We start from the raw sequence: 19,206 nt of genomic DNA on the forward strand, positions 1-19,206 counted from the left end.
CGGGTGCGCGAGGTCCCGGGACGCGGCGGTTCGGAACCCCGGTGCGGTCAGAGGTCCGGCACGATCAGATCGGCCCGGTGCCTGGTGCGCTCGACGGTCCGGGCGTTGACCTCGTCGCTACCGTGCACCCAGCGCTCCGCCTCGTCACGGCTCCTGCCGTACCGGATGTGCCGCTCGATCAGTCTGCCGACGCGGGCGGCGTTCCACGCTCCGTCCGGTCCGCCGTGCCGGCCGGGGCCGACGAACCACGCGTCGTCGAGCAGGGCCCTGGCACGCGGCCAGTGCAGCAGATAGTTGCCCTCGGTGATCACGAGCGGGGTCCCGGGAGGAACCGGCACGGATCCCGCGACGGGCTCCTCCAGCGCGCGGTCGAACGCCGGGGCGTACACGACGTCTTCGCCGGGCGTACGCAGCCGGGTGAGCAGCGCCACGTACCCGGCCTCGTCGAAGGTGTCGGGGGCTCCTTTGCGGTCGGCGCGGCCCAGGCGGCGCAGTTCGGCCCCGGCGAGGTGGAAGCCGTCCATCGGGACCACGACGGCGCTCGCGCCCAGCACCCCGGCGAGTCCGGCTGCGAGGGTGGACTTCCCGGCGCCCGGCGGGCCCGCGATACCGAGGATCCGTCGGTGCCCCGCCCCGGCGAGCAGCCGGGCACGGTCGATGAGGTGCTGCGGAATCATGGCGGTCATTGTCCCCGGCCCCCGCCGGGCGCCACCAGCCGCCGGACTCCCCGCGGGCCGCGGCCTCTCCCCCGTGGATCTCCGGAGTGCGCGCGTAGTACGTATAACCTTCCTGTCATGCCGCACATCGCACTGATCACCCTGGTCGTCGACGACTACGACGAGGCCATCACCTTCTACACCGGAGCGCTCGGCTTCGGGCTGACCGAGGACACGGACCGTGGCGACGGCAGCCGCTGGGTGGTGGTCACGCCGCCCGGCGGCCGGTCCGGCACCGGCCTGCTGCTGGCCCGCGCGAAGGACGACGCCCAGCGGGCGAGCGTCGGCCGCCAGACGGGCGGCCGGGTCGGATTCTTCCTGCACACCGAGGACTTCACCCGGGACCATGCCCGGATGCGGGCAGCGGGCGTCCGATTCCTGGAGGAACCGCGCCACGAGCCGTACGGTTCGGTCGCTGTCTTCGAGGACCTCTACGGGAACCGGTGGGACCTCCTGCAACCGGCGTGAGAGTCATGTCCGACATGGCTGTTACGTTTCCCGTATGACGGTTTACGGACGTGCCATCGCCCTCCTCGGGGACCAGCCGGCGCTGGCCGAAGTGGCCGCGTACCCCTTCGGTTTCGACCTGGCCGGAGCCGAGCGGGGCGGGACCGCGCGGCTGGCGTCGGGCGCCCCGCTGGTGCCGCTCGCCGGGGACGGGTCGGCGGGCGGGTACTTCGTGTGCGGTGACGGACCCGTGCTGTACGCGTCGGCGGACGGCAGGGCCGGGCTCGTAGCCGCGAGCGCGGACGAGGCGCTGGAGCTGGCGATCGGGCTGCCCCGCTGGCGCACTCTGCTCCACCTGACCCCGGCCGGCGCCGGGCCGGAGTCCGCGGCTTTGGCGGCCGCGTCGGAGGCAGAGATACGTAAACCCCCGCCGGACCCCGGCGCCTCCCGTCCCGGCATACCCGGTCCCGGCGCGCAGCGCGCCGCGCTGCGCGGCGCGCTCGGCCTCCCGGACCGCTCCCCGGCCGAGCTGTTCGCCCTGCTGCACACGGCTCTGCTCCGCACCGAGCCCGACCACCTGCTGCTCGGTTCGGCCGGGGGCCGGGCCCACGCGCTTCTCGATCCGCATCCGCGCACCCCGTTGCGCGAGACAGTACTGAGCCCCGGCCTGGCGGATCTGGCACGGCTGAGGGACGACACGGCCGGGTGGGCCGCGGTTGCCGGTGACGGGGTGCGCCGGGCCACGGTGCTGCGTGCGGCGCAGTTCGACCGGCAGAACCGCGACCTGCCGCTGCTGCGCCGGCTGCTGGCGGCAGAGACCGCCGGCCCGGGAACGGGCGAGGATCTGCGTCTCGCCACCGTGCTGGTCGCCCTGCACGGCAGCGCGGATGACGTTCCGCTGCTGCGAGCCGCCCGCGCGGCCCCGCAGGCCGCCCGGTGGGGGGCTGCGGAGATACCCGAGCGGCCCGCGGACATCGTGGAGTGGGCACGCGGGCTCGGTGGCCCGCACCTGGGCCAGGACCCTTCGCGGGAGCCGGAGTTGACCTGGATACGGCTTGCCAGGAGACAGGGCCGCACGGAGCACGCGCGGGTGGCGCTGCTGCGCATGCTGGACGCCTCAGGACCTCGGGCCGATCTGCTGCGGGTACTGAGCGTCGAACTGGAGGCACTCGGCGACCTCCGTCAGGCGGCACGTGCCCAGTCCGGGTACGCCGCTCTCGTCGACGAGCCGCGCGAGCGGGGCCTGGCACACCGCGGGCTCGCGGCGCTCCAGCGGCGTACCGGCGAGCTCCCCGCGGCCTGGCGGACGCTGCGGCCGGTGCCGGAGATGCTCGACTCGGACGACTCGGAGCGGCGGTGGCGGCGCCTCGGCCCGGGGCGGATGGTCGCCGCCGAACACTTCGAACTGGCTCTCGCGGCCGCGGGTGCCGGGCTCGCGTCCATCGCCCAGGAGTCACTGGCTGTCGCCCGGGAGCTGCACGCCGGAATGGGCAAGTCCGCCCAGCGGAGCCTCGGCATGCTGGCCCAGGAGACGAAGTGGGCCGTGGCACGGCTGAAGTAGCTCCGTATCGGCTTCCGCACCTGCCTGCGGCCGCACACACCGTGATCGCAGTGAGGGGGTGCCGGCCGCGATGGCGGCCGGCGCCCCCTGCCGGTGTCGCGACCGGCCCGAACCCGCCTCGTCAGCCGGCGGCCCCGACCAGCTGGACAAGTCCTGCCACGGTGTCCGCCATGGCCCGGCGCCCGGCCTTGAGGTACTTCCGCGAGTCGACCGCGTCCGGGTGGGCGGTCAGCACCTCGCGGATCGCCGTGGTCATGGCAATGTTCAGCGCCGTACCTATGTTGACCTTGGCGATACCGCCGGCGACGGCCGCCGACAGTTCGGCGTCCGGCACCCCGGAGGAGCCGTGCAGCACCAGCGGCACGGTGAGGGCGTCCCGCAGCCTGCCCAGCAGCTCGTGGTCGAGGACCGCGGTGCGCGAGGTCATCGCGTGCGAGCTGCCGATCGCGACGGCGAGCGCGTCCACTCCGGACTCGGCCACATAGGCGGCGGCCTCGTCCGGAACGGTCCGCGCACCGGGTGCGTGCGCGTCCAGCGGAGCGGCCCCGTCCTTGCCGCCGACCTCACCCAACTCGGCCTCGATCCACAGCCCGTGGGCGTGTGCCCAGGATGCCGCGTCACGGGTCGCGGCCAGGTTCTCCGCGTACGGAAGGTGCGCGGCGTCGTACATCACCGAGCTGAATCCGGCGTCGGCGGCCTGCCGCAGCAGGGCGTCGCTCTTCACATGGTCGAGGTGCAGCGCGACCGGTACGGCCGCCGCCCTCGCCGACTCGGCCGCGGCGCGGGCCAGCGGAAGCAGCTGGCCCTGCCGGTACTTCACCGCGTTCTCACTGATCTGGAGGATGACCGGGGAGCCGGTGGCCTCGGCCCCGGCGATCACCGCCTCCGCGTGCTCCAGGGTGATGATGTTGAACGCGGCCACCGCGCCACGCCGCGCCGCGGCGTCGGCGACCAGTACTCCGCTCTCGGCGATGGGCACCGGCTCAGGCCTCTTCGAGGATGACGGAGCGGGTGAGGTGGCGCGGCGAGTCCGGGTCGAGGCCGCGTGCGGCCGCGATGGCCACGGCGAGGCGCTGCGCCCGTACCAGCTCGGCGAGCGGGTCGAGGCCGCCCGCCACCCACATGCCGCCGGTGGCGCGGACCTGCTCCTCCAGCCCCTCGGGTGTCTCGCCGAACATCCAGGTGGCAGTGCCCTCGGTGGTGATGCTGATCGGGCCGTGGCGGTACTCCATGGCGGGGTACGCCTCGGTCCAGGAGAGCGAGGCCTCCCGCATCTTCAGGGCGGCCTCCTGCGCCAGGCCGTTGCTCCAGCCCCGGCCGAGGAAGGTGAACTGCGAGCAGTCGACCAGGCCTTCGGGCAGCGGCTCGGCGAGCGCGGTCCGGGCGTCGGCCACGACGGCGTCGGTGTGCAGGCCGAGGTGCGCACGGAACAGCGTCAGAGCAGTCGTGGCGAAACGAGTCTGCACGACGGACTGCTCGTCGGCGAAGTCGAGGACGACGATGTCGTCGGCGGCCTCCATGACCGGGGTCTTGGGGTCACCGGTGACGGCTGTCGTGCGGGCCTGCCCGCGTACCCTGGCGAGGAGTTCGAGCACCTCGGTCGTGGTGCCCGAGCGGCTGAGCGCGATCACCCGGTCGTAAGTGCGGCTGAAGGGGAACTCGGACGCGGCGAAGGCGTCGGTCTCACCCTGGCCGGCCCCCTCACGCAGTGCGGCCACGGCCTGCGCCATGAACCACGAGGTACCGCAGCCGACGATCGCGACGCGCTCCCCGGCGGCGGGCAGGGCCGCCGTCTGGCTGCCCGCCAGCTCCGCGACGCGCTCCCAGCACTCGGGCTGACTGGACAACTCGTTCTGGACATGGCTCATGCTGGTTTCCACCCCTCAAGGTAATGATTATTTCTGCAAGATACTGCCTTGTTTCAAGCACAATCAAGCAAGTAGACGATTCTGGGTTAAGGTCACAGCGTTCCACCGAAGAGGAGAGTGCGAGAGATGTCCCAGTCCCGCGACGCGCGTTGGAAGGCACTCCTGGAGCTGCTCGTCGAGCAGGGCCGTCTCGACGTCGAAGCGGCGGCTCTCGCACTCGACGTCTCGGCCGCCACCATCAGGCGCGATTTCGACCAACTCGCCCAGCAGCAGATGCTGGTGCGCACCCGTGGCGGCGCCGTCGTCCACGGCGTCAGCTATGAACTCCCGCTCCGCTACAAGACGGCCCGGCGCGCCTCCGAGAAGCAGCGTATCGCGCAGGCCGTCGCCGAACTGATCACAGCGGGCGAAGCAGTCGGGCTCACCGGCGGCACCACGACCACGGAAGTGGCCCGCGCACTCGCGGTCCGGCCCGATCTGGCATCCGGCACTCCGGCCCTCACCATCGTGACCAACGCGCTGAACATCGCCAACGAACTGGCGATCAGACCCCAGTTCAAGATCGTGGTGACCGGCGGGGTGGCCCGCCCCCAGTCGTACGAGCTGACAGGTCCCCTCGCCGACGGCGTCCTCGGCCAGATCACCATGGACACCGCCGTGCTCGGCGTGAACGGCTTCGACGCGGCTCACGGCGCCGCGGCCCACCACGAGGACGAGGCGGGCATCAACCGGCTGCTGTGCGAGCGCGCCGAGCGGGTGGTCGTCGCCGCGGACTCCACCAAGCTCGGCACGCGCGCCTTCGCCAGGATCTGCACCACCGACCAGGTGGACGTCCTGGTCACGGACTCCGGCATCAGCGAGGAGATGACAGATCTCTTCACCGATGCCGGTGTCGAGGTCATCGCCGTGTGAGGGCTGCCGCACCCTGCGCGTCGCGCTGCTGGCCCGACTCGAAGTAGGCGATCAGCTCCGGGTCCAGCGGCGGCACGTCGTAGGGCGTACCACCGTCACGCAGCGACCGCGTCGCCATCACTCCGGCGGCCACGCTCATGCGGGCGGCGACCGGCGAGGTGTCGGTCACCCCGCCGTCCCTGACGAAGCGGCAGAACTCGCCGATGATCCGGCCGTCCGCGCCGCCGTGCGAGCCCTTCGACTCCGGCACCCGGTAGACCGCGTCGGCGTCCGCCCGGTAGCCGGTAGGCCCGGTGTTCCAGACCCTGACCTCGTCGCCGGGCCGGTCGCCGAAGTTCTCCAGCCGCCCCTCGGTGCCGATGACCGTGTAGTTGCGGAAGTAGTCGGGGCTGAAGTGGCACTGCTGATAGGCGGCGATCACCCCGTTGTCCAGCCGCATGTTCATGACGGACACGTCCTCGACGTCCACCACGTGATTGAGGTCCTTACGGGTGGCCGGCGGCCAGTCGAACTCCCTCAGCCAGCCGTCGGGCCGGGGGGTGTCCGGCGCCCTGCGCGACAGGTCCCCGTACATCATCAGGTCGCCCATGGCGTTGACGCGCGAGGTGTAGCCGTCCGCCAGCCAGTGCACCACGTCGAGGTCGTGCGCGGCCTTCTGGAGCAGCAGGCCGGTCGTGCGGGTGCGGTCGGCGTGCCAGTCCTTGAAGTAGTAGTCGCCGCCGTACGAGACGAAGTGCCGCACCCACACGGTCTTCGGCTCCCCGATGTCACCGCGCGCGATGATGTCGCGCATCAGCCGCACCACACCCATGTGCCGCATGTTGTGGCCGACGTAGAGCCGGGTGCCGGTCTCGTACGCCGTCCGCAGGATGGTGTCGCACTGCTCGACGGTGATCCCGAGCGGCTTCTCCACGTACACCGGCTTGCCCGCACGCAGGATGTCGCAGGCGACTTCCTCGTGGGTGTCGTCGGGCGTGGCCACGATGAGGGCGTCCACCGTGTCGTCGTCGAGCAGCTTGCGGTAGTCGTCCACCGCGGCCGCACCGGCGAACCTGTCCGCCACCCCTGCACGCACGGCGGGGTCGGTGTCGGCGACGGCGGTCACGACCGAGCCGGCGCCCGGACGGTGGGCGGCATCGGCCAGGCTGGCCCGCAGGCCGAGGCCGACCACGGCGATACGGAGGTCCTGCATGGTGCTCCTTGAACGCGAGTGTGAGGTGGTTGTGGCGGTCCGTCCGGCCGTCCGGCGGTCAGTGCGACCGGTTTCCGTACTCGGCCCGGATCCTGTCGCCGCCGCGCCCGGTCCAGGAGATGCGAAATCTGGTGTTCTGGCCCGCAAGATGCACTGATCCTGCCCCGTCACCTACCGGAATGACAATAGCTGCTCGAAAAAACCTTGTTAAGCGCAGTTCCGAGCACGCTGCGCGCACTCTTCGAGCAGTCACGGACGTCAGAGATCAGCGGATGACGGCGACAGCGGTACGGATCAGCCCGTCCTGGACCGTCCAGGTCCCGTCGAATCCGGCGAGCGGCTCCCCGGCCAGCACGGGGCCGGGTACGAGCAGCCGGGCGGTGAACGTGCCGGCGTCCGGGTCCACGGTGATCACGGCATCCTCGAAACCGAGCCATCGCCCAGCCAGCGGGTACCACGCCTTGTACACGCTCTCCTTGGCACTGAAGAGCAGCCGGTCCCAGCAGATATCCGGGCGCCGGGCTGTCAGCAGGGGCAGGTTCCGGCGCTCCTCGGCCACGGTGACCAGCCGCAGCTCACCCTCGCCCGGCATCGGCAGGTGCGGCTCGGCGTCCAGGCCCAGCGACACCACGTCGCCCGCACGGGCCACGGCGGCGGCACGGTAGCCCGTGCAGTGCGTCATGGCGCCGACGATTCCCGCAGGCCACAGCGGCTCGCCCCGCTCACCGCGCAGGATGGCGGCGGGTGCGACACCCAGCTGGGCCAGCGCAGCTCGGGCGCAGGCGCGCGCGGTGGCGAACTCGGCCCTGCGGGTGGCCACCGCGCGGGCCACCAGCTCCTCCTCGCCGGGAAAGAACGGGGTCGGCTCCTCGGGATCGCCGTAGGACTCGACCAGCACCACAGGACCGGCCGGCGGCCTCCCCGTGGTGGATGCGGACGACCCGAACCGTCCGGTCCGCAGGCCGGGCCCGGGGACGCTCCCCGGCTGCTGTTGTGTGCGCATGATCAAATCCTCAGTCCGGTGGCGAGCAGGGCCAGTTGACGGTCGTAGAGTTCGGCGAGGTCCTCGCTGCCGCCGCCCTCCGTCCAGTACCGGACGACCGACGAGAAGACGGCGATGATCGCCGCGGCCGCGCAGTGCACGTCGAGGTCGTCCGGCTCACGGCCCGTGCGGTCGACGATCAGCGCGGCGACTGCGTCCTGGCTGCGGCGCTGTTCGTCGGCCGCACGGGCCCTGATGGCCGGAACGGTGACGGCGAGCCGGGTCCTGAACAGCAGCTCGTCCCTTTCGGCGCCCACGAGCCGGGCGGGCGAGTCGGTGAGGGCGTGCCGGATCGCATCCACGATCGGCTCGTCGGCGGGCCTGGACTTCAGCGCCTCGCCGAGCACCGGGGCGTACTCGTCGTCGAGGACCACGTCCTCCTTGGTGGGGAAGTACCGGAAGAAGGTACTGGGAGAGACCTCGGCGGCCTCGGCGATCTGGTCGACCGCCGTCGCCGCGTACCCCTGCTCGGCGAAGAGCCGGTACGCCGCACGCCGAATCGCCCGCCGGGTCTTCAGCTTCTTGCGTTCACGCAGCCCGAGAGCGGGCGGCTCGGACGCGGTGGGGGTCTCCCTGCAACTCATGGCGGTGATTCTCCGTGCTCCGGACCCCGTATGGCCAGCACGTGTCACGGCCGTCCACCGGGCCCCGGAACGGCGGCATCGCCGTGCGTCACAGATGCCCCGGCGAGGCGGGTACCGTGGTATGAACCGATCTCATGGGCCTCCTGACGGGCTGCGTGAACCCCAGGAGGCACACATGACGACCAACCACGGCCGCAAGGACGCCATCCGGACCCGGATGGCGAACACCGGCGAGTCGTACAACGTCGCGGCCGGCAACCTCAAGGCGATGAAGGACATGGGCGCCACCCGGGACGCCGTCCTCACACAGCGCTGGCGTCCCGCCGCCTCGCTCGACCTGCCGTGCCCCTGCGGCGGCACCTGCGAGCCGGGCGAGAAGTGCGACCGCTGTCACGCCCGGCACCGGCACACGGCCCGCATCCCCCGCAGCCTCACGGACGTCGAAGCCTGGTCGGACCGGTACGACTGCACCGGCTGCGCGGCCTCCTACACCCTGCCCATCACGCTTCCGGGACGCCCGTGGGGCATCGCGGAAACGGTGATCCAGGGCGGCTCCGCGGAGCCGGTCGTCCGGGCCCGGGTGTTTCCCGGCGTGGTACACCCCCAGCTGCGCCCGGAGACGCCCGCGGAGGACTGACGCCGGCCGGTGGTGTGCACCCACTGACGCCGGCAGACGGACGCCCGGAGGGGGTACGGGACAGACGCCCCGTACCCCCTCCACGGGCTCCGGCCCGGCCCCCGGGACCCGCACGGGGCGTGGGGCAGGCCCTTGCTGATCCCGGCCGGGCGCCCGGCCGGGATCAGCACCCGGCCCGGATCAGCGCCTGGCCCGGTGCTCGGCCCGGCTCGGGGCTCGGCTCAGTGCTCGGGGCTCGGGGCTCAGCTCAGTGCTCGGCTCAGCTCAGTGCAGCGCGAATTTCTGCGCGGCGGCACCGTTGCAGTCCCAGATCCGCAGCCGGGTGCCGTTGCCCGTAGCGCCGTCGGGCGAATCCAGGCAGCGGCCGGACTGCGGGTTGAGCAGCGATCCGTCGGACTGCTGCTTCCACTCCTGGCCGCCGACACCGTTGCAGTCCCACAGTTCGACCTGAGTGCCGTTGGCCGTTCCGTTCCCGTTGATGTCCAGGCAGCGCCCGATGGTGCTGAGCGACCCGTTGGCGTGGTGCGTCCAGTACTGGTCCTCGGCGTACGACTGGCAGTTCCAGAGCTGGACCGCCGTTCCGTTCACACCGGTGTCGTCCGCCGCCACGTCGACGCACTGGCCCCCGGGGCCGGTGATCGTTCCCTGCGGACCGTTGGGCACATTGGTCTCGCCCGAGTACCCGACCGAGACGATGTTGGCCTGGACCGCGTTCTCAGCCGCGTCGGTCGGATAGCCGGAGACCATCACACCCTCGAAGAACGAGCCCATGTTCCGGTTGCTGTTGTCGCCTCCGGTGCCCAGGATGATGCCGCCTTCCTGCTGCATCGGCCGGTAGCCGGCCCGCGTCGGCAACGCGCCGTCCCACTGTGTTCTGAGGCCGCCGGTCTGCGAATCGCCCCCCTTCAGGGCGTACATGGTCTGCCCGTTGTTCTTGAGCATGGCGGTGACATAGCTGCTGTTGTTACCGGTGTTGGCCGTGTTGGAGCCGTTGTCGCCCTGGAACATGCCGTTCTCCATGTCGGCCTCGACCCAGGGGCCCGAGCCGGTGCACGGTGCGAAGTAGCACGTGGTGGCGATGGACACGGCGTCCATGTGCCCGTTGCCGGTGTCGGCCGGGGTGCTCTCGGCGTTGCCGTAGTCGAAGCAGCAGTCGGAGCCGACGTGGGTGCCACTGGCCACCATGTAGGCGCCCTCGGCCTGGCCGTTCACGGCGACACCGGACGCCGCTCCGTCGGAGCGGTAGCCGACTCCGGGTGAGATCCAGATGCCGTACGCCTTGTGGCCGCCGGCCGTCACCGAGAGCTCGGCGGCATCCGCCCCACGGTCGGCTCCGCCGGCGGTGCCCGCAGGCCCGGGGTTGAGGTCGTTGTGCCGCGAGGTCTGGTCGTAGACCCTCGTGATGGCGCAGGTGCTGTCCCCGCAGAACGTGTCCTGCTGGGCGGCGTTGGCGTAACCGCCCTGGGACAGCAGCCCGATGTCGGCGGTGGCGCCGTCCGACGCGCGAGTGACCTGATACAGCGGCCCGTTGTACGAGGAGAAGAGGGCTCGCACCGTGCTGTGTGCGGCGACGCAGGGGGTGTTGGCGGCGCCGTAGATGTCGCACGGCAGCGATCCGGCGGCCTGCGCCGCGCCGGGCAGGGCGGTCAGCGCACCGAGGAAGAGCCCGACGGCCGCCACGGCGGACATCAGGGCCCGCCAGTAACGAGGACCTGGCCGGACCCTGATTCTCTGGACGACTCCCGCGGCGGCAGATCTCATTCTGCGCATGGCGTGCTCCTGAATTGGGGGGATGGAGCTCCAACTGGCCTGCACGGCAAGCGCGTTCACGCCACCGGGCGACTCGGTCGGAAGTTACGCCCGCTGGTCGATTGCGTCAATGTTTGTTGCTTTTATTTTTTTGAGCGGGTCGGGTTGTGGGAATTTGTTGCTTCTGGGCCGAGCCGTCGCGACCGGCCCGTCAGCTCCTCGTTACCGTTTGTGGCTGCCTCGCAACGGGGCCCCGGACCTCCGGAGTTGAACGAGGTTGGAGGGCCTCCTGCACCGACGGCGGCAGATGCCGCGCGTCCCCCACCAGATCGCTCACCCCCACCAACAACGCCGGGGTGAACATGCTGAAGCACCACTGCGTCGAGTTCGCCGAACAACACCCCGGCTTCCCTGCGACGAGCGAGATCAGACCCGACCGGCGCCAGGGTGGCGCCGGTCGGCATCGGCATACCCGGCATCGCGCCGCGGCCAGCGGCGAGGCGGGAATGGGGGGCGTATCTCACTGCCAGGATTCGGGGCGACCTCGGCATGTCTGCCCGCAGAGGGAAGCCGAAATGTGGTTGCGACGCGCCGCGGACGCTGCCGACATTCCTGTACCTCTTGACGGACCAGGACCGTCCGATCTCACCTCAGTCCCGGCGAACCTGGCCGCCTCGGGGTCAGTCGGAAAAGGATTGCAGGAGTACTGCGAAGACGGTGCCGTCAGTACCCGCGACCAGGCTGTCGACGGTGCATCCGGTGAAGGAGTCCGACGACAGGTCGTCATGGTTCGACCACCACTGGGCGTCCGGGCCGAGGATCTGGACGACGCGCGAGGTGTGGCGGAGGGCGCGTGAGCTGTCCATCAGCGTGACATTCCACAGAGGGCACTCGGATGCGAATCTCGCCATCGTCGCGGCGGCCTCGTGCCGGGCGAGCGCCACCAGGCCCGCCTCGATCTCGACATGGGAGGCGGGCATCTGCACGTAGCTGTCCTGCCGCGCCCACTCCTCGTGGGCCTGGTACACGAGGGTGTATATCTCCGATACGAGGCTCGACCCCCGAGCCGCAAGGCCGCCGTCCTCAGGGCGCAGGCGCCCGTGCGCCACGTAGGCGCCGCTCTCGCGTGCCAACCGGCCCATCAGTGAGCCCAGTTCGGCCTGCGCTTCCTCAGCCGTCGTCAAGCTGCCGCCCCGCCCCAGATCCGTCTGCTCGCTCTTCGCCCCAGCTGCGCGCAGGTGATGCCATCGCGTGACGAAGACCCAAGGAGGATACCGGTCCGCCGCTCGGGCCGGTGGCGGACGACCAGAGCGAGGGTGGCAGCGGGTCCCCGCCGGCGGCAGCACAAACCGTCACGCCGCTTCCGCGCCGGCCACGCTGGACACGACCGCCGACGAACTCGTCGTCCATACATCCACATAACCACCCACTCCTCACACACCGAGTAGGACGGGGTCTATCCGGACGATCACGGGGTGCCTCGGAACGGCCCCGGCGGGGATGAGGCTTGGCGTCAATGGATGCCTTGAACGCCTCGGTCAAAACAGCGAGGAAGGCGCGCGGCGAAGGCACATCCGTGCACGACGTCAAGCACACCCCCGCAAAGAAGGCCGCCACCCGCAAGCCGAAAAGCGCCTGACCCGGCGGCCGGGGAGAGGAAGGGGACATGGACGACGCCAAGAAGGTCGCACGAGGAGGGAGCCGGCTGACGGTGCCGGCAGCCTGACCGTGGGGGCTGCGGGTTCACCGGCGGAATGCGGTCACCAGCACAGAGCCCTGGTGCCCTGGTGACGCGGGCCTGGTGGGCATGGAGCCGGCCCGAGCAGACGGCCGCCGCGTGGGACGCCTGCCGGGGTTGTCACAGCTCAGGCAGCCTGCTGCGGCGGGCACGGCGGTGGGTGCGTAGGCTCCCGGGACGTCGAACGGAACTTGATAGCACGGGGGGTTTGTGTTGAGGAGGCGACGGCTCTGGCTGGTGGCGGCTTCGGTGGCTGTGGCGTTGGCGGCTGCCGGTAGCGCGCTCTGGTTCCGGGAGCACTCCCCTGAGCACCAGTTGGCCGAGATCTGCAACGGGGTGCTGCCAGTCGACGAGATGGTCGAGCTGACGGACCCGGACGCGGAGTACGCCAATGGATCGGGGTACAAGCTGGAGAGTTGGCATCCCGGTGGCCCATCGCTGGGCGGTGAGCCAGAAGGGCTTCCGGTCTCCTGCAGGGCCACTCCTTCCGGCGTGGTGGTGACGATCGAGACGGTCGACCACGCTTACGACGCCTACTTCATGCACTCCTTCCAGCGACGCGAGGACGTCCTCCCGCTCCCTCTCGGACACGGGTGGACGGGGCTGCTGGAACAGGACGGCACTGGGCTTGGGTCCGCCATCACCGCCTCCGTGCTGCTGGACTGCCCGGACTGGAGCCGCGGCCAGGGCAGCGGGATTCTGGTGACCGCTTCAGCTGACGGCGACCGCACCCCGATAGCCCGGGTTGCCACCGTCGCGGCCGAACGGACGGCGTCACGGAGCGGCTGCGGGGCCGACCCGGGAGAGAAGATCACCCGGATCGCGGGACGCGGCGCCGGCCAGGAGACGTCCGCCGGCGAGGCGAAGGGAACCTGCGCCGGGCTGCGCTCGCAGTCGCGGATGCGTGAGACCGCGGCAGGCGTTGCACCCGCCGAGGCCTGTGTACTCGGCCGCGAACTGGTGCTGCGCGCCTATTACGGACCCTTCGTGCCAGGCTCCTTTGAGGGCTCGCGCAGCCAAGGGCCATACGGCGAGTTCGAGAAGCCGTCGGGCGAGGATGGTTTCGGGATGTGGGGCTCGGCCCACTGTCCGGGAGGAACCAAGACAGCCGTGTACAACATCTCGACCGTCGAGAAGAGCAAGCGCGACTTCACCGAACAGCCGCTCACCTCACAGGAACGCGAGGACCTGCGCACCTTCGCGACCCGCTCCGCCGCCCGGCATGGCTGCACGGCGCCCGTACTGCCGAACCCGTCGGCCGACGGCCCCGGCCGATGAGCCGGGGCCGGCACTGCCATTCGGCCGGGACGTGCCGGTCCGGGTGGTCGGCCGGACCCCGGCTACCGGCAACCCTGACGCGATCCGCTTCGGCTGGTGCGGGCTGATCGGGTCGGCTGACCATCTCGACCGCGTCGCCTGCCGACATTGACGGAGAGCAGTTTCACGACGCGGCGGTACGTGCCCATCAACGCTGTCGCGACTCATCTCCCCCGCGCGGCACCTCGTCACGCTGACGTGCTACCACCCCACCCCTTGGAATCGATCATCTAGTGTGACAGCCATGTCTGACGGGATCGCGTGGATCGGTGAACACAGCGCCATAGATAAGTCTTCAGCCCTGCCCGGAATGCTCGGCAGGATATCGATGACCTGCGCCCGCGGCGTCGACGCGGACGAGTTCCTCATAGCGTTGGGCGCCGACTTCGATGAGCTCGCTGCCCGCACCCCGTACAAGGATCTTGCCGTTCCTGTGGCGCGGCCGGGCAGGTCCTCCCCTCTCATCAATCGTGTCATGTACGGGACGCACGGTGATTGGGTGTACGTGCTGGAGGACTGGGGTGTGGCGACGTGGTCAGCCGGCTACCGAGGAGTGGAGTCGATGCGGCCCTGCCCGGACGAGGAGATCGTCTGTCTGACGATGAACCGGTGGAATCCGCCGTCGACGATCATTCATGCGCCGGGCGACGGGCGTGCCTGGCGGGCCGACTTCGGGGAGGACACCGGCCGGTGCTCCGACTTGGATGCGGCGCTGCATGCAGCGGGAGCAGTGTTTCCGTCCATACCGGACGAAGAGGAAGCCGTAGTGATGGCGTACTACGAGGAGCATGGGGAGCGCCTGCCCGAGGCCGTGTTCTCCGGCGTCGGCGCCTACTGCGGGCTGACCATCGACCCAGAAGCTGTCCAGGCCGGCGAACTCCCGTCGCTTCTGGTCCCCATGGTCTGACGACCGCGCAAGCGCCGCCCCACTCCAGGTCGCGAAATGAGCCGGGGCTTGTGGAGCGGGCTGCTACTGAGCTGTCAGCTTGCAGATGGCGGGCGTGGCGCCGTCGTACAGGCAGGTGCTACCCCGAGCCATGCGGGTGTCCAGCCCGTACACATCTTTGCCCATGGGAGCCGCAGCGCGCTCATGAACGCTGAGCTCTGACTGACGCCGGTCACGGCGTTCGTCAGCTGAACCTTCTGCGAGATGACTCGCTGGAACACCGCTTAGCCTCGCGCTTTCGTCAGCGCCCCCGTCCACGCCGTGACCGAATAGGCGAATAGCACCCCTGAGTTGCAACGATGTGATTCATCCGGGGTTCTGCCAGCAGCACGGGGAGAGGCACTCTTCAGGTGGGTGAGCGTATCGGGTGGTACCCGAGTGTCCGTGCCGAGGTCGGATGCAGCGGGGCAGGTTCACCGGTCGGGGCGGGGGTCGTTCTTTTCGGCGGTCCTGAGGTGGGTGTTGAACCAGTCGATCGCGACCGTGGAAGAGAGTTCGAACTGCTGGATGCAGGACAAGACGTGGTCGCCGTCCGTGAGGACGAGCTTCTTCGGTTCGCGGGCGCGGTTGAAGCCGTCGAGGGGGATGTCGGCGGGGGGCAACGTCGTCGCCCTTGGCAACGAGCATCAGCAGGGGGTGGGGGCGATGCGGGAGATCCACTGACCGGGTTCGCAGGCGCGGGCGCGGCGGTTGGACTGAAGGGTGACCTTGTTCGTCCATGTGTCGTCCGGTGCCCGGTGCAGGTAGAAGTCGGCTGCCCCCTCGTGTGAGTAGGCCGCTGGGGAGCCAGGGCTCGTGTCGGTGTCGACGAAGGGTACGTAGACGGGCGGCTTGCCGGCCAGCTGGTCGCGTTCGTCCTGGTGGAAGCGCTCTTCCAGGGCGCGTACCTCGTGCGGCGGGACGCGGCGCAGTCCGGTCTCGTAGCCGCTGACGGTGGGGGCCTGGGCGTAAACGGCTTTGATGCGGCGGTCGGTGGCGCCGAGGACCAGGGTGTGCCCCCCGGCGTAGCTGAATCCCCAGATGCCGATGCGCTGTTCGTCGATTTCCCCGCGTGTGCCGAGGCAGGTGATCGCCCATCGCCAGTCCGCGATCTGCTGGTAGGGGTCGATGTCCTGGCGAGGTGTGCCGCCGCTGTCGCCGAAGTTGCGATGATCGTGGAGGAGAACCTCGTAGCCGGCCTCGCTGAAGCGGCGGGCTGTGTGCTCGATGCTGTGATGGCGGGCGCCGCCGAAACCGTGGGCCATGGTGATGGCGGGCAACGGCTTCTCGGCGTTTTCGGGAAGGAACAGCCAGGCGGCCAGTTCGATGCCGTCGGGCAGGGGAATGCGTACTCGGCATTGAGGGCATTCCCGTGCGCCGCGAGAATTTTCGGTCCTGAGACCGATAAGAATCCGTCGATGTCTCTCCGCAGCGTGCCAGGAGCGTTCTTCAGCGGCCTGGGTGGTTCCCTGCCCATACCGTGGGGGTTCGGCCTGACCACGGACTTGCCTGTTCGAGTTGTCCGGCGAGGCGGAAGAGCCGGCTTTCAAGGCCGTATCCGGCGGCGAACTGCATGCCGACCGGGAGCCCCGTCCCGGCGTCGGCCGTCACAGGTACGGACATGGCGGGCGTGCCCGCCACATTGAACGGCATGGTGAACGGCGACAGGTCATTGATGCGCTCGATCCAGCCGAGACCGTCCAGTGTCTCCGCACCTTCGGTATGGGTGCCCAGAAGCAGGGGAGGCTCCGGCAGGGTCGGCGTGAGGAGGATGTCGTACGCGTCGAAGTACCGCGCCAGGCTTCGGGCCACCCGGTTCCGCATCGCGAGAGCGGTGAGGAACTGCGCGCCGCCGACCCGCTGCCCGTAGTGGTAGCCGGCGAGGGTCGCCGGCTCAAGGGTCGAGGAGTCGACGGGACGGCCGAAGGCGGCGGCCAGCCCGTCGACCAGGGTGGTGAGGTTCACCGTCATGAGCCGGGCGTTGGCCAGGACGAATTCCTCCCGGTCGGCGCCGAGGTCGACCTCTACCTCGTTCACCTGGTGGCCGAGGGATTCAAGCAACCGCACGGTGCGGGAGAGGGCGTCGGTCACCGGTGCGGTAGTACGGCGTCCGCCCCAGGCCTGGGTGAGGACACCGATTCGCAACGAGCCCGGATGGCGGGTGACTTCCTCCGCGTACGGCCGTGACGGCTGCTGGGCGAAGTAGGGGTCGCCCGATTCCGGGCCACGTATCTGGTCGAGCAGTACCGCACTGTCGCGTACGGTGCGGCTGACGCTGCCGTGCACGGCCAAGCCGTTGAAGACCTCGTCGACGTCGGGCCCCATGGACACCCGGCCACGGGTGGGCTTGATCCCGAAGAGGCCGTTGTAGGCGGCGGGGATACGGAGCGATCCGGCGGCGTCGGTGCCATGGGCGACCGGAACCACCCCAGCGGCGACAGCGGCGGCCGCGCCTCCACTGGATCCGCCCGCGCTGCGCTCCAGGTCCCACGGGTTGCGGGTCGCGCCGTACAACGCTGATTCCGTCGAGATGCCATAGGCCATCTCCGGTGTCGCGGTGCGCCCGAACGTCACGAGGCCCGCGCGCCGGAAGCGCTGCATCAGCGAGGAGTCGGCGCCGGCGACGTTACCGGCCGCCAGGCGGCTTCCCAGCTCCATCCGCTTCCCGGCCATGGCGACCGCGATGTCTTTGATCAGAAAAGGGACGCCGGCCAGTGGTGTGCTGCCGGGGACAGGTTCGTCGTCGGTCAGCCAGGTCTCCACGACGGCGTTGACCTGCGGATCAACTGCCTGCACAGCCTCGCGCGCGGCTGCCTCCAGCTCGGCGGGGAGTACCTCGCCCCTGGCCACCAGCTCCGCCAGTCCGACTGCGTCAAAGCTCACGTACTCAGAAACTCTCACTGCCACTCCCTGACAAGAACGATACCTTTAAGTATCGAACGATACCCCACGGTATCGAAGGGGCCGGACTGGTACCGTGAGAGAGGTGGTGAACCGCACGATCGACCGGAGTGACGGAGCAGTCATGGCATCGACCCTCAGAAGGCCAAGCAGAGTGGCGAAGCTGCCGCCTCGTGAGCGCATTCTCGACGCGGCCGAAGAGCTCTTCCAGAGGGAAGGGATCCGGCAGGTGGGGGTCCAGGCGATCGCCGACAAGGCCGAGACCACCAAAATGGCGATCTACCGACACTTCGAGACAAAGGACGCGCTGGTCGCGGAGTGGCTGCGGATCGTCGCCGCGGACTATCAGGCGGCCTTCGACCGCGTGGAAACCGAATACCCCGACCGGCCCTACGAGCAGATTCTGGGCCTGGCCCGCTTCATCGCCGAGGGGCTGCCGGCGATCTCATACAGGGGCTGCCCGTTCATCAACTCCCTCGCCGAGCTGCCCGACCGCCTTCATCCGGCACGGCAAGTGATCGAGGAGCACAAGGCCTTCCAGACCCGCAGGCTGATCGACATGTGCACCAAAGCCCAGATGCCCGACCCCGGACAGGCCGCGGCCGAGATCACCTTCGTACTCGAAGGGGCTCAGGTCAGCACACAGAACGGAAGCATCGATCAGACGGGAGACCGACTGATGAAGATCGTCGAGGGAATTGTGGACCGGCACCGCTCCCACCTCGGCGCATACGGGGCGGCTGACTGACCACCCGCGCTGACCGCCCGGCCACCGCTCGCTGTCCAGGGTCCTGCCGGTTGCACGGAAGGAAGCACTTTCCGGGTGAAGAAGCGTCTCGGGTCGTACCGGCGCGCCCGGATCGAGGGCGGCGGCCGGGTGGTGGTCTCGCAGGCCGGAGGAGCTGCTGGTCGAGACCCTCGCGAGACCGGCTCGGACACCGCGACATCAACGGCGCTGTCGCCGTGGCGGAAGGCTCGGGCGGTGCACGATCCGGGCGAAGTCCTGCTGGATGTCGCGCTTGCCACGGCTCCGGGCGGGCCCCGTTCGGCTTCCACCGCGCATCTCCCTGTCTGAAATCCGCCGCGGTGGCCGCGACACCGGCACCCTCCCTCCGCACCTCCTGACACAACAGCTTGGTGAAACGAGAAGATGCCCGCACAGAACTCCCTGTGCGGGCATCGGTCGCCCATGGTCCGCCGCTGACGGTCAGACTTCGCTCGGCGTCAGCCGCAGCGAGATGGAGTTGATGCAGTACCGCTGATCGGTCGGTGTCGCGTAACCCTCGCCCTCGAAGACGTGCCCGAGGTGCGAGCCGCACTTCGCGCACCGCACCTCGACCCGGCGCATCCCGAGCGAGCGGTCCTCGATCAGTTCGACCGCGTCCGTGTCCTTCGGGTCGTAGAAGGACGGCCAGCCGCAGTGCGATTCGAACTTGGTGTCCGACCGGAAGAGCTCGGCGTCGCAGGCCCGGCACGAGTAGACGCCGGTCGTCTTCGTATCCGTGTACTCACCGACGAAGGCGGGCTCGGTGCCGGCCTTGCGCAGCACCGCGTACTCCGCGTCGGACAGCTCGGCCCGCCACTGCTCGTCAGGCTTCTCGATGTCGTACGGCATGG

The 19,206-nt window shown here is 69.9% G+C and carries 21 protein-coding genes; 9 read left to right on the top strand and 12 right to left on the bottom strand.

All coding sequences use genetic code 11. From position 1 onward, the window contains the following. Positions 1 to 47: 47 nt before the first annotated feature. A complete protein-coding gene (locus OG584_RS06445) occupies positions 48 to 677 on the bottom strand; it encodes a nucleoside/nucleotide kinase family protein (protein WP_405775922.1) in 630 nt (209 codons plus the stop codon). Between the two features lie 117 nt (positions 678 to 794). Here OG584_RS06445 and OG584_RS06450 point away from each other — a divergent pair, with 117 nt between their 5' ends. Both OG584_RS06450 and OG584_RS06455 read left to right on the top strand, forming a co-directional pair. Beyond that, positions 795 to 1,184, top strand: a complete 390-nt coding sequence (locus tag OG584_RS06450; protein ID WP_405775924.1) for a VOC family protein — start codon at positions 795 to 797, stop codon at positions 1,182 to 1,184. 34 nt (positions 1,185 to 1,218) lie between these two features. Continuing rightward, on the top strand, positions 1,219 to 2,724 hold the full coding sequence (locus OG584_RS06455; protein ID WP_405775926.1) for a hypothetical protein: 1,506 nt from the start codon (positions 1,219 to 1,221) through the stop codon (positions 2,722 to 2,724). Between the two features lie 121 nt (positions 2,725 to 2,845). Here OG584_RS06455 and OG584_RS06460 read toward each other — a convergent pair whose 3' ends face one another. Continuing rightward, on the bottom strand, positions 2,846 to 3,703 hold the full coding sequence (locus OG584_RS06460; protein WP_405775928.1) for a ketose-bisphosphate aldolase: 858 nt from the start codon (positions 3,701 to 3,703) through the stop codon (positions 2,846 to 2,848). A 4-nt stretch (positions 3,704 to 3,707) separates the two neighbouring features. Then, entirely contained in the window at positions 3,708 to 4,592 is an 885-nt protein-coding gene (locus tag OG584_RS06465; protein ID WP_405775930.1) for an SIS domain-containing protein, read from the bottom strand. 126 nt (positions 4,593 to 4,718) lie between these two features. Between OG584_RS06465 and OG584_RS06470 the strand changes: the two genes are divergently transcribed. Beyond that, complete coding sequence (locus OG584_RS06470) at positions 4,719 to 5,504, top strand: DeoR/GlpR family DNA-binding transcription regulator (RefSeq protein ID WP_405775932.1); 786 nt, start codon at positions 4,719 to 4,721, stop codon at positions 5,502 to 5,504. Here the strand turns inward: OG584_RS06470 and OG584_RS06475 are convergent. From OG584_RS06475 to OG584_RS06485, 3 genes are all read right to left on the bottom strand, one after another. Continuing rightward, complete coding sequence (locus tag OG584_RS06475; protein ID WP_405775934.1) at positions 5,491 to 6,696, bottom strand: Gfo/Idh/MocA family protein; 1,206 nt, start codon at positions 6,694 to 6,696, stop codon at positions 5,491 to 5,493. The genes OG584_RS06470 and OG584_RS06475 overlap by 14 nt on opposite strands. 265 nt (positions 6,697 to 6,961) lie before the next feature. Beyond that, positions 6,962 to 7,699, bottom strand: a complete 738-nt coding sequence (locus OG584_RS06480; RefSeq protein ID WP_405775936.1) for a 4'-phosphopantetheinyl transferase — start codon at positions 7,697 to 7,699, stop codon at positions 6,962 to 6,964. 2 nt (positions 7,700 to 7,701) lie between these two features. Next, positions 7,702 to 8,322 (bottom strand): TetR family transcriptional regulator, encoded by a 621-nt coding sequence (locus tag OG584_RS06485; RefSeq protein WP_405775938.1) that lies wholly within the window; start codon positions 8,320 to 8,322, stop codon positions 7,702 to 7,704. 175 nt (positions 8,323 to 8,497) lie between these two features. Between OG584_RS06485 and OG584_RS06490 the strand changes: the two genes are divergently transcribed. Next, complete coding sequence (locus tag OG584_RS06490) at positions 8,498 to 8,959, top strand: hypothetical protein (protein WP_405775940.1); 462 nt, start codon at positions 8,498 to 8,500, stop codon at positions 8,957 to 8,959. Positions 8,960 to 9,223: 264 nt separating this feature from the next. On the opposite strand, the gene OG584_RS06495 is transcribed toward OG584_RS06490, so the two are convergent. Together OG584_RS06495 and OG584_RS06500 are read right to left on the bottom strand one after the other, a co-directional pair. Further along, on the bottom strand, positions 9,224 to 10,729 hold the full coding sequence (locus OG584_RS06495; RefSeq protein ID WP_405775942.1) for an arabinofuranosidase catalytic domain-containing protein: 1,506 nt from the start codon (positions 10,727 to 10,729) through the stop codon (positions 9,224 to 9,226). Between the two features lie 659 nt (positions 10,730 to 11,388). Further along, positions 11,389 to 11,892 carry a hypothetical protein gene (locus OG584_RS06500; RefSeq protein ID WP_405775943.1) on the bottom strand — a complete coding sequence of 168 codons (504 nt, stop codon included), beginning with the start codon at positions 11,890 to 11,892 and terminating at the stop codon, positions 11,389 to 11,391. Positions 11,893 to 12,224: 332 nt separating this feature from the next. Between OG584_RS06500 and OG584_RS06505 the strand changes: the two genes are divergently transcribed. The 3 genes from OG584_RS06505 (at position 12,225) to OG584_RS06515 (ending at position 14,670) form a co-directional block, all read left to right on the top strand. Further along, positions 12,225 to 12,347, top strand: coding sequence for a hypothetical protein (locus tag OG584_RS06505; protein WP_405775945.1), 123 nt, complete (start codon positions 12,225 to 12,227; stop codon positions 12,345 to 12,347). Between the two features lie 309 nt (positions 12,348 to 12,656). After that, a complete protein-coding gene (locus tag OG584_RS06510) occupies positions 12,657 to 13,724 on the top strand; it encodes a hypothetical protein (RefSeq protein WP_405775947.1) in 1,068 nt (355 codons plus the stop codon). Between the two features lie 283 nt (positions 13,725 to 14,007). Further along, entirely contained in the window at positions 14,008 to 14,670 is a 663-nt protein-coding gene (locus tag OG584_RS06515) for a hypothetical protein (RefSeq protein WP_405775949.1), read from the top strand. Positions 14,671 to 15,122: 452 nt separating this feature from the next. Here the strand turns inward: OG584_RS06515 and OG584_RS06520 are convergent, their stop codons facing one another. The 3 genes from OG584_RS06520 to OG584_RS06530 are packed head-to-tail and all read right to left on the bottom strand — an operon-like array spanning position 15,123 to position 17,589. Further along, the gene (locus tag OG584_RS06520; RefSeq protein ID WP_405775951.1) at positions 15,123 to 15,311 is read right to left on the bottom strand and encodes a hypothetical protein; all 189 of its coding nucleotides are present in this window, start codon (positions 15,309 to 15,311) and stop codon (positions 15,123 to 15,125) included. A 24-nt stretch (positions 15,312 to 15,335) separates the two neighbouring features. Continuing rightward, positions 15,336 to 16,238, bottom strand: a complete 903-nt coding sequence (locus OG584_RS06525) for an alpha/beta hydrolase (RefSeq protein WP_405775953.1) — start codon at positions 16,236 to 16,238, stop codon at positions 15,336 to 15,338. Further along, entirely contained in the window at positions 16,138 to 17,589 is a 1,452-nt protein-coding gene (locus OG584_RS06530) for an amidase (RefSeq protein WP_405775955.1), read from the bottom strand. The genes OG584_RS06525 and OG584_RS06530 overlap by 101 nt, the downstream gene beginning before the upstream one ends. 124 nt (positions 17,590 to 17,713) lie before the next feature. On the opposite strand from OG584_RS06530, the gene OG584_RS06535 reads away from it, so the two are divergent. Further along, entirely contained in the window at positions 17,714 to 18,337 is a 624-nt protein-coding gene (locus OG584_RS06535) for a TetR/AcrR family transcriptional regulator (protein ID WP_405775957.1), read from the top strand. Positions 18,338 to 18,412: 75 nt separating this feature from the next. Next, the gene (locus OG584_RS06540) at positions 18,413 to 18,664 is read left to right on the top strand and encodes a hypothetical protein (protein WP_405775959.1); all 252 of its coding nucleotides are present in this window, start codon (positions 18,413 to 18,415) and stop codon (positions 18,662 to 18,664) included. A 132-nt stretch (positions 18,665 to 18,796) separates the two neighbouring features. On the opposite strand, the gene msrB is transcribed toward OG584_RS06540, so the two are convergent. Further along, entirely contained in the window at positions 18,797 to 19,204 is a 408-nt protein-coding gene (msrB, locus tag OG584_RS06545) for a peptide-methionine (R)-S-oxide reductase MsrB (protein WP_405775961.1), read from the bottom strand. Between the last annotated feature and the right edge of the window lie 2 nt (positions 19,205 to 19,206).

This window comes from Streptomyces sp. NBC_00859 (genome assembly GCF_045161865.1).
In the GTDB taxonomy this organism is placed as follows: domain Bacteria; phylum Actinomycetota; class Actinomycetes; order Streptomycetales; family Streptomycetaceae; genus Streptomyces.

Bases quoted from the DNA above. Each gene is read 5' to 3' on its own strand.
- OG584_RS06445 (WP_405775922.1), bottom strand. From the start codon at position 677: ATGATTCCGCAGCACCTCATCGACCGTGCCCGGCTGCTCGCCGGGGCG.
- OG584_RS06450 (WP_405775924.1), top strand. From the start codon at position 795: ATGCCGCACATCGCACTGATCACCCTGGTCGTCGACGACTACGACGAG.
- OG584_RS06455 (WP_405775926.1), top strand. From the start codon at position 1,219: ATGACGGTTTACGGACGTGCCATCGCCCTCCTCGGGGACCAGCCGGCG.
- OG584_RS06465 (WP_405775930.1), bottom strand. From the start codon at position 4,592: ATGAGCCATGTCCAGAACGAGTTGTCCAGTCAGCCCGAGTGCTGGGAG.
- OG584_RS06470 (WP_405775932.1), top strand. From the start codon at position 4,719: ATGTCCCAGTCCCGCGACGCGCGTTGGAAGGCACTCCTGGAGCTGCTC.
- OG584_RS06475 (WP_405775934.1), bottom strand. From the start codon at position 6,696: ATGCAGGACCTCCGTATCGCCGTGGTCGGCCTCGGCCTGCGGGCCAGC.
- OG584_RS06480 (WP_405775936.1), bottom strand. From the start codon at position 7,699: ATGCGCACACAACAGCAGCCGGGGAGCGTCCCCGGGCCCGGCCTGCGG.
- OG584_RS06485 (WP_405775938.1), bottom strand. From the start codon at position 8,322: ATGAGTTGCAGGGAGACCCCCACCGCGTCCGAGCCGCCCGCTCTCGGG.
- OG584_RS06490 (WP_405775940.1), top strand. From the start codon at position 8,498: ATGACGACCAACCACGGCCGCAAGGACGCCATCCGGACCCGGATGGCG.
- OG584_RS06495 (WP_405775942.1), bottom strand. From the start codon at position 10,729: ATGCGCAGAATGAGATCTGCCGCCGCGGGAGTCGTCCAGAGAATCAGG.
- OG584_RS06505 (WP_405775945.1), top strand. From the start codon at position 12,225: ATGGATGCCTTGAACGCCTCGGTCAAAACAGCGAGGAAGGCGCGCGGC.
- OG584_RS06515 (WP_405775949.1), top strand. From the start codon at position 14,008: ATGTCTGACGGGATCGCGTGGATCGGTGAACACAGCGCCATAGATAAG.
- OG584_RS06535 (WP_405775957.1), top strand. From the start codon at position 17,714: ATGGCATCGACCCTCAGAAGGCCAAGCAGAGTGGCGAAGCTGCCGCCT.
- msrB (WP_405775961.1), bottom strand. From the start codon at position 19,204: ATGCCGTACGACATCGAGAAGCCTGACGAGCAGTGGCGGGCCGAGCTG.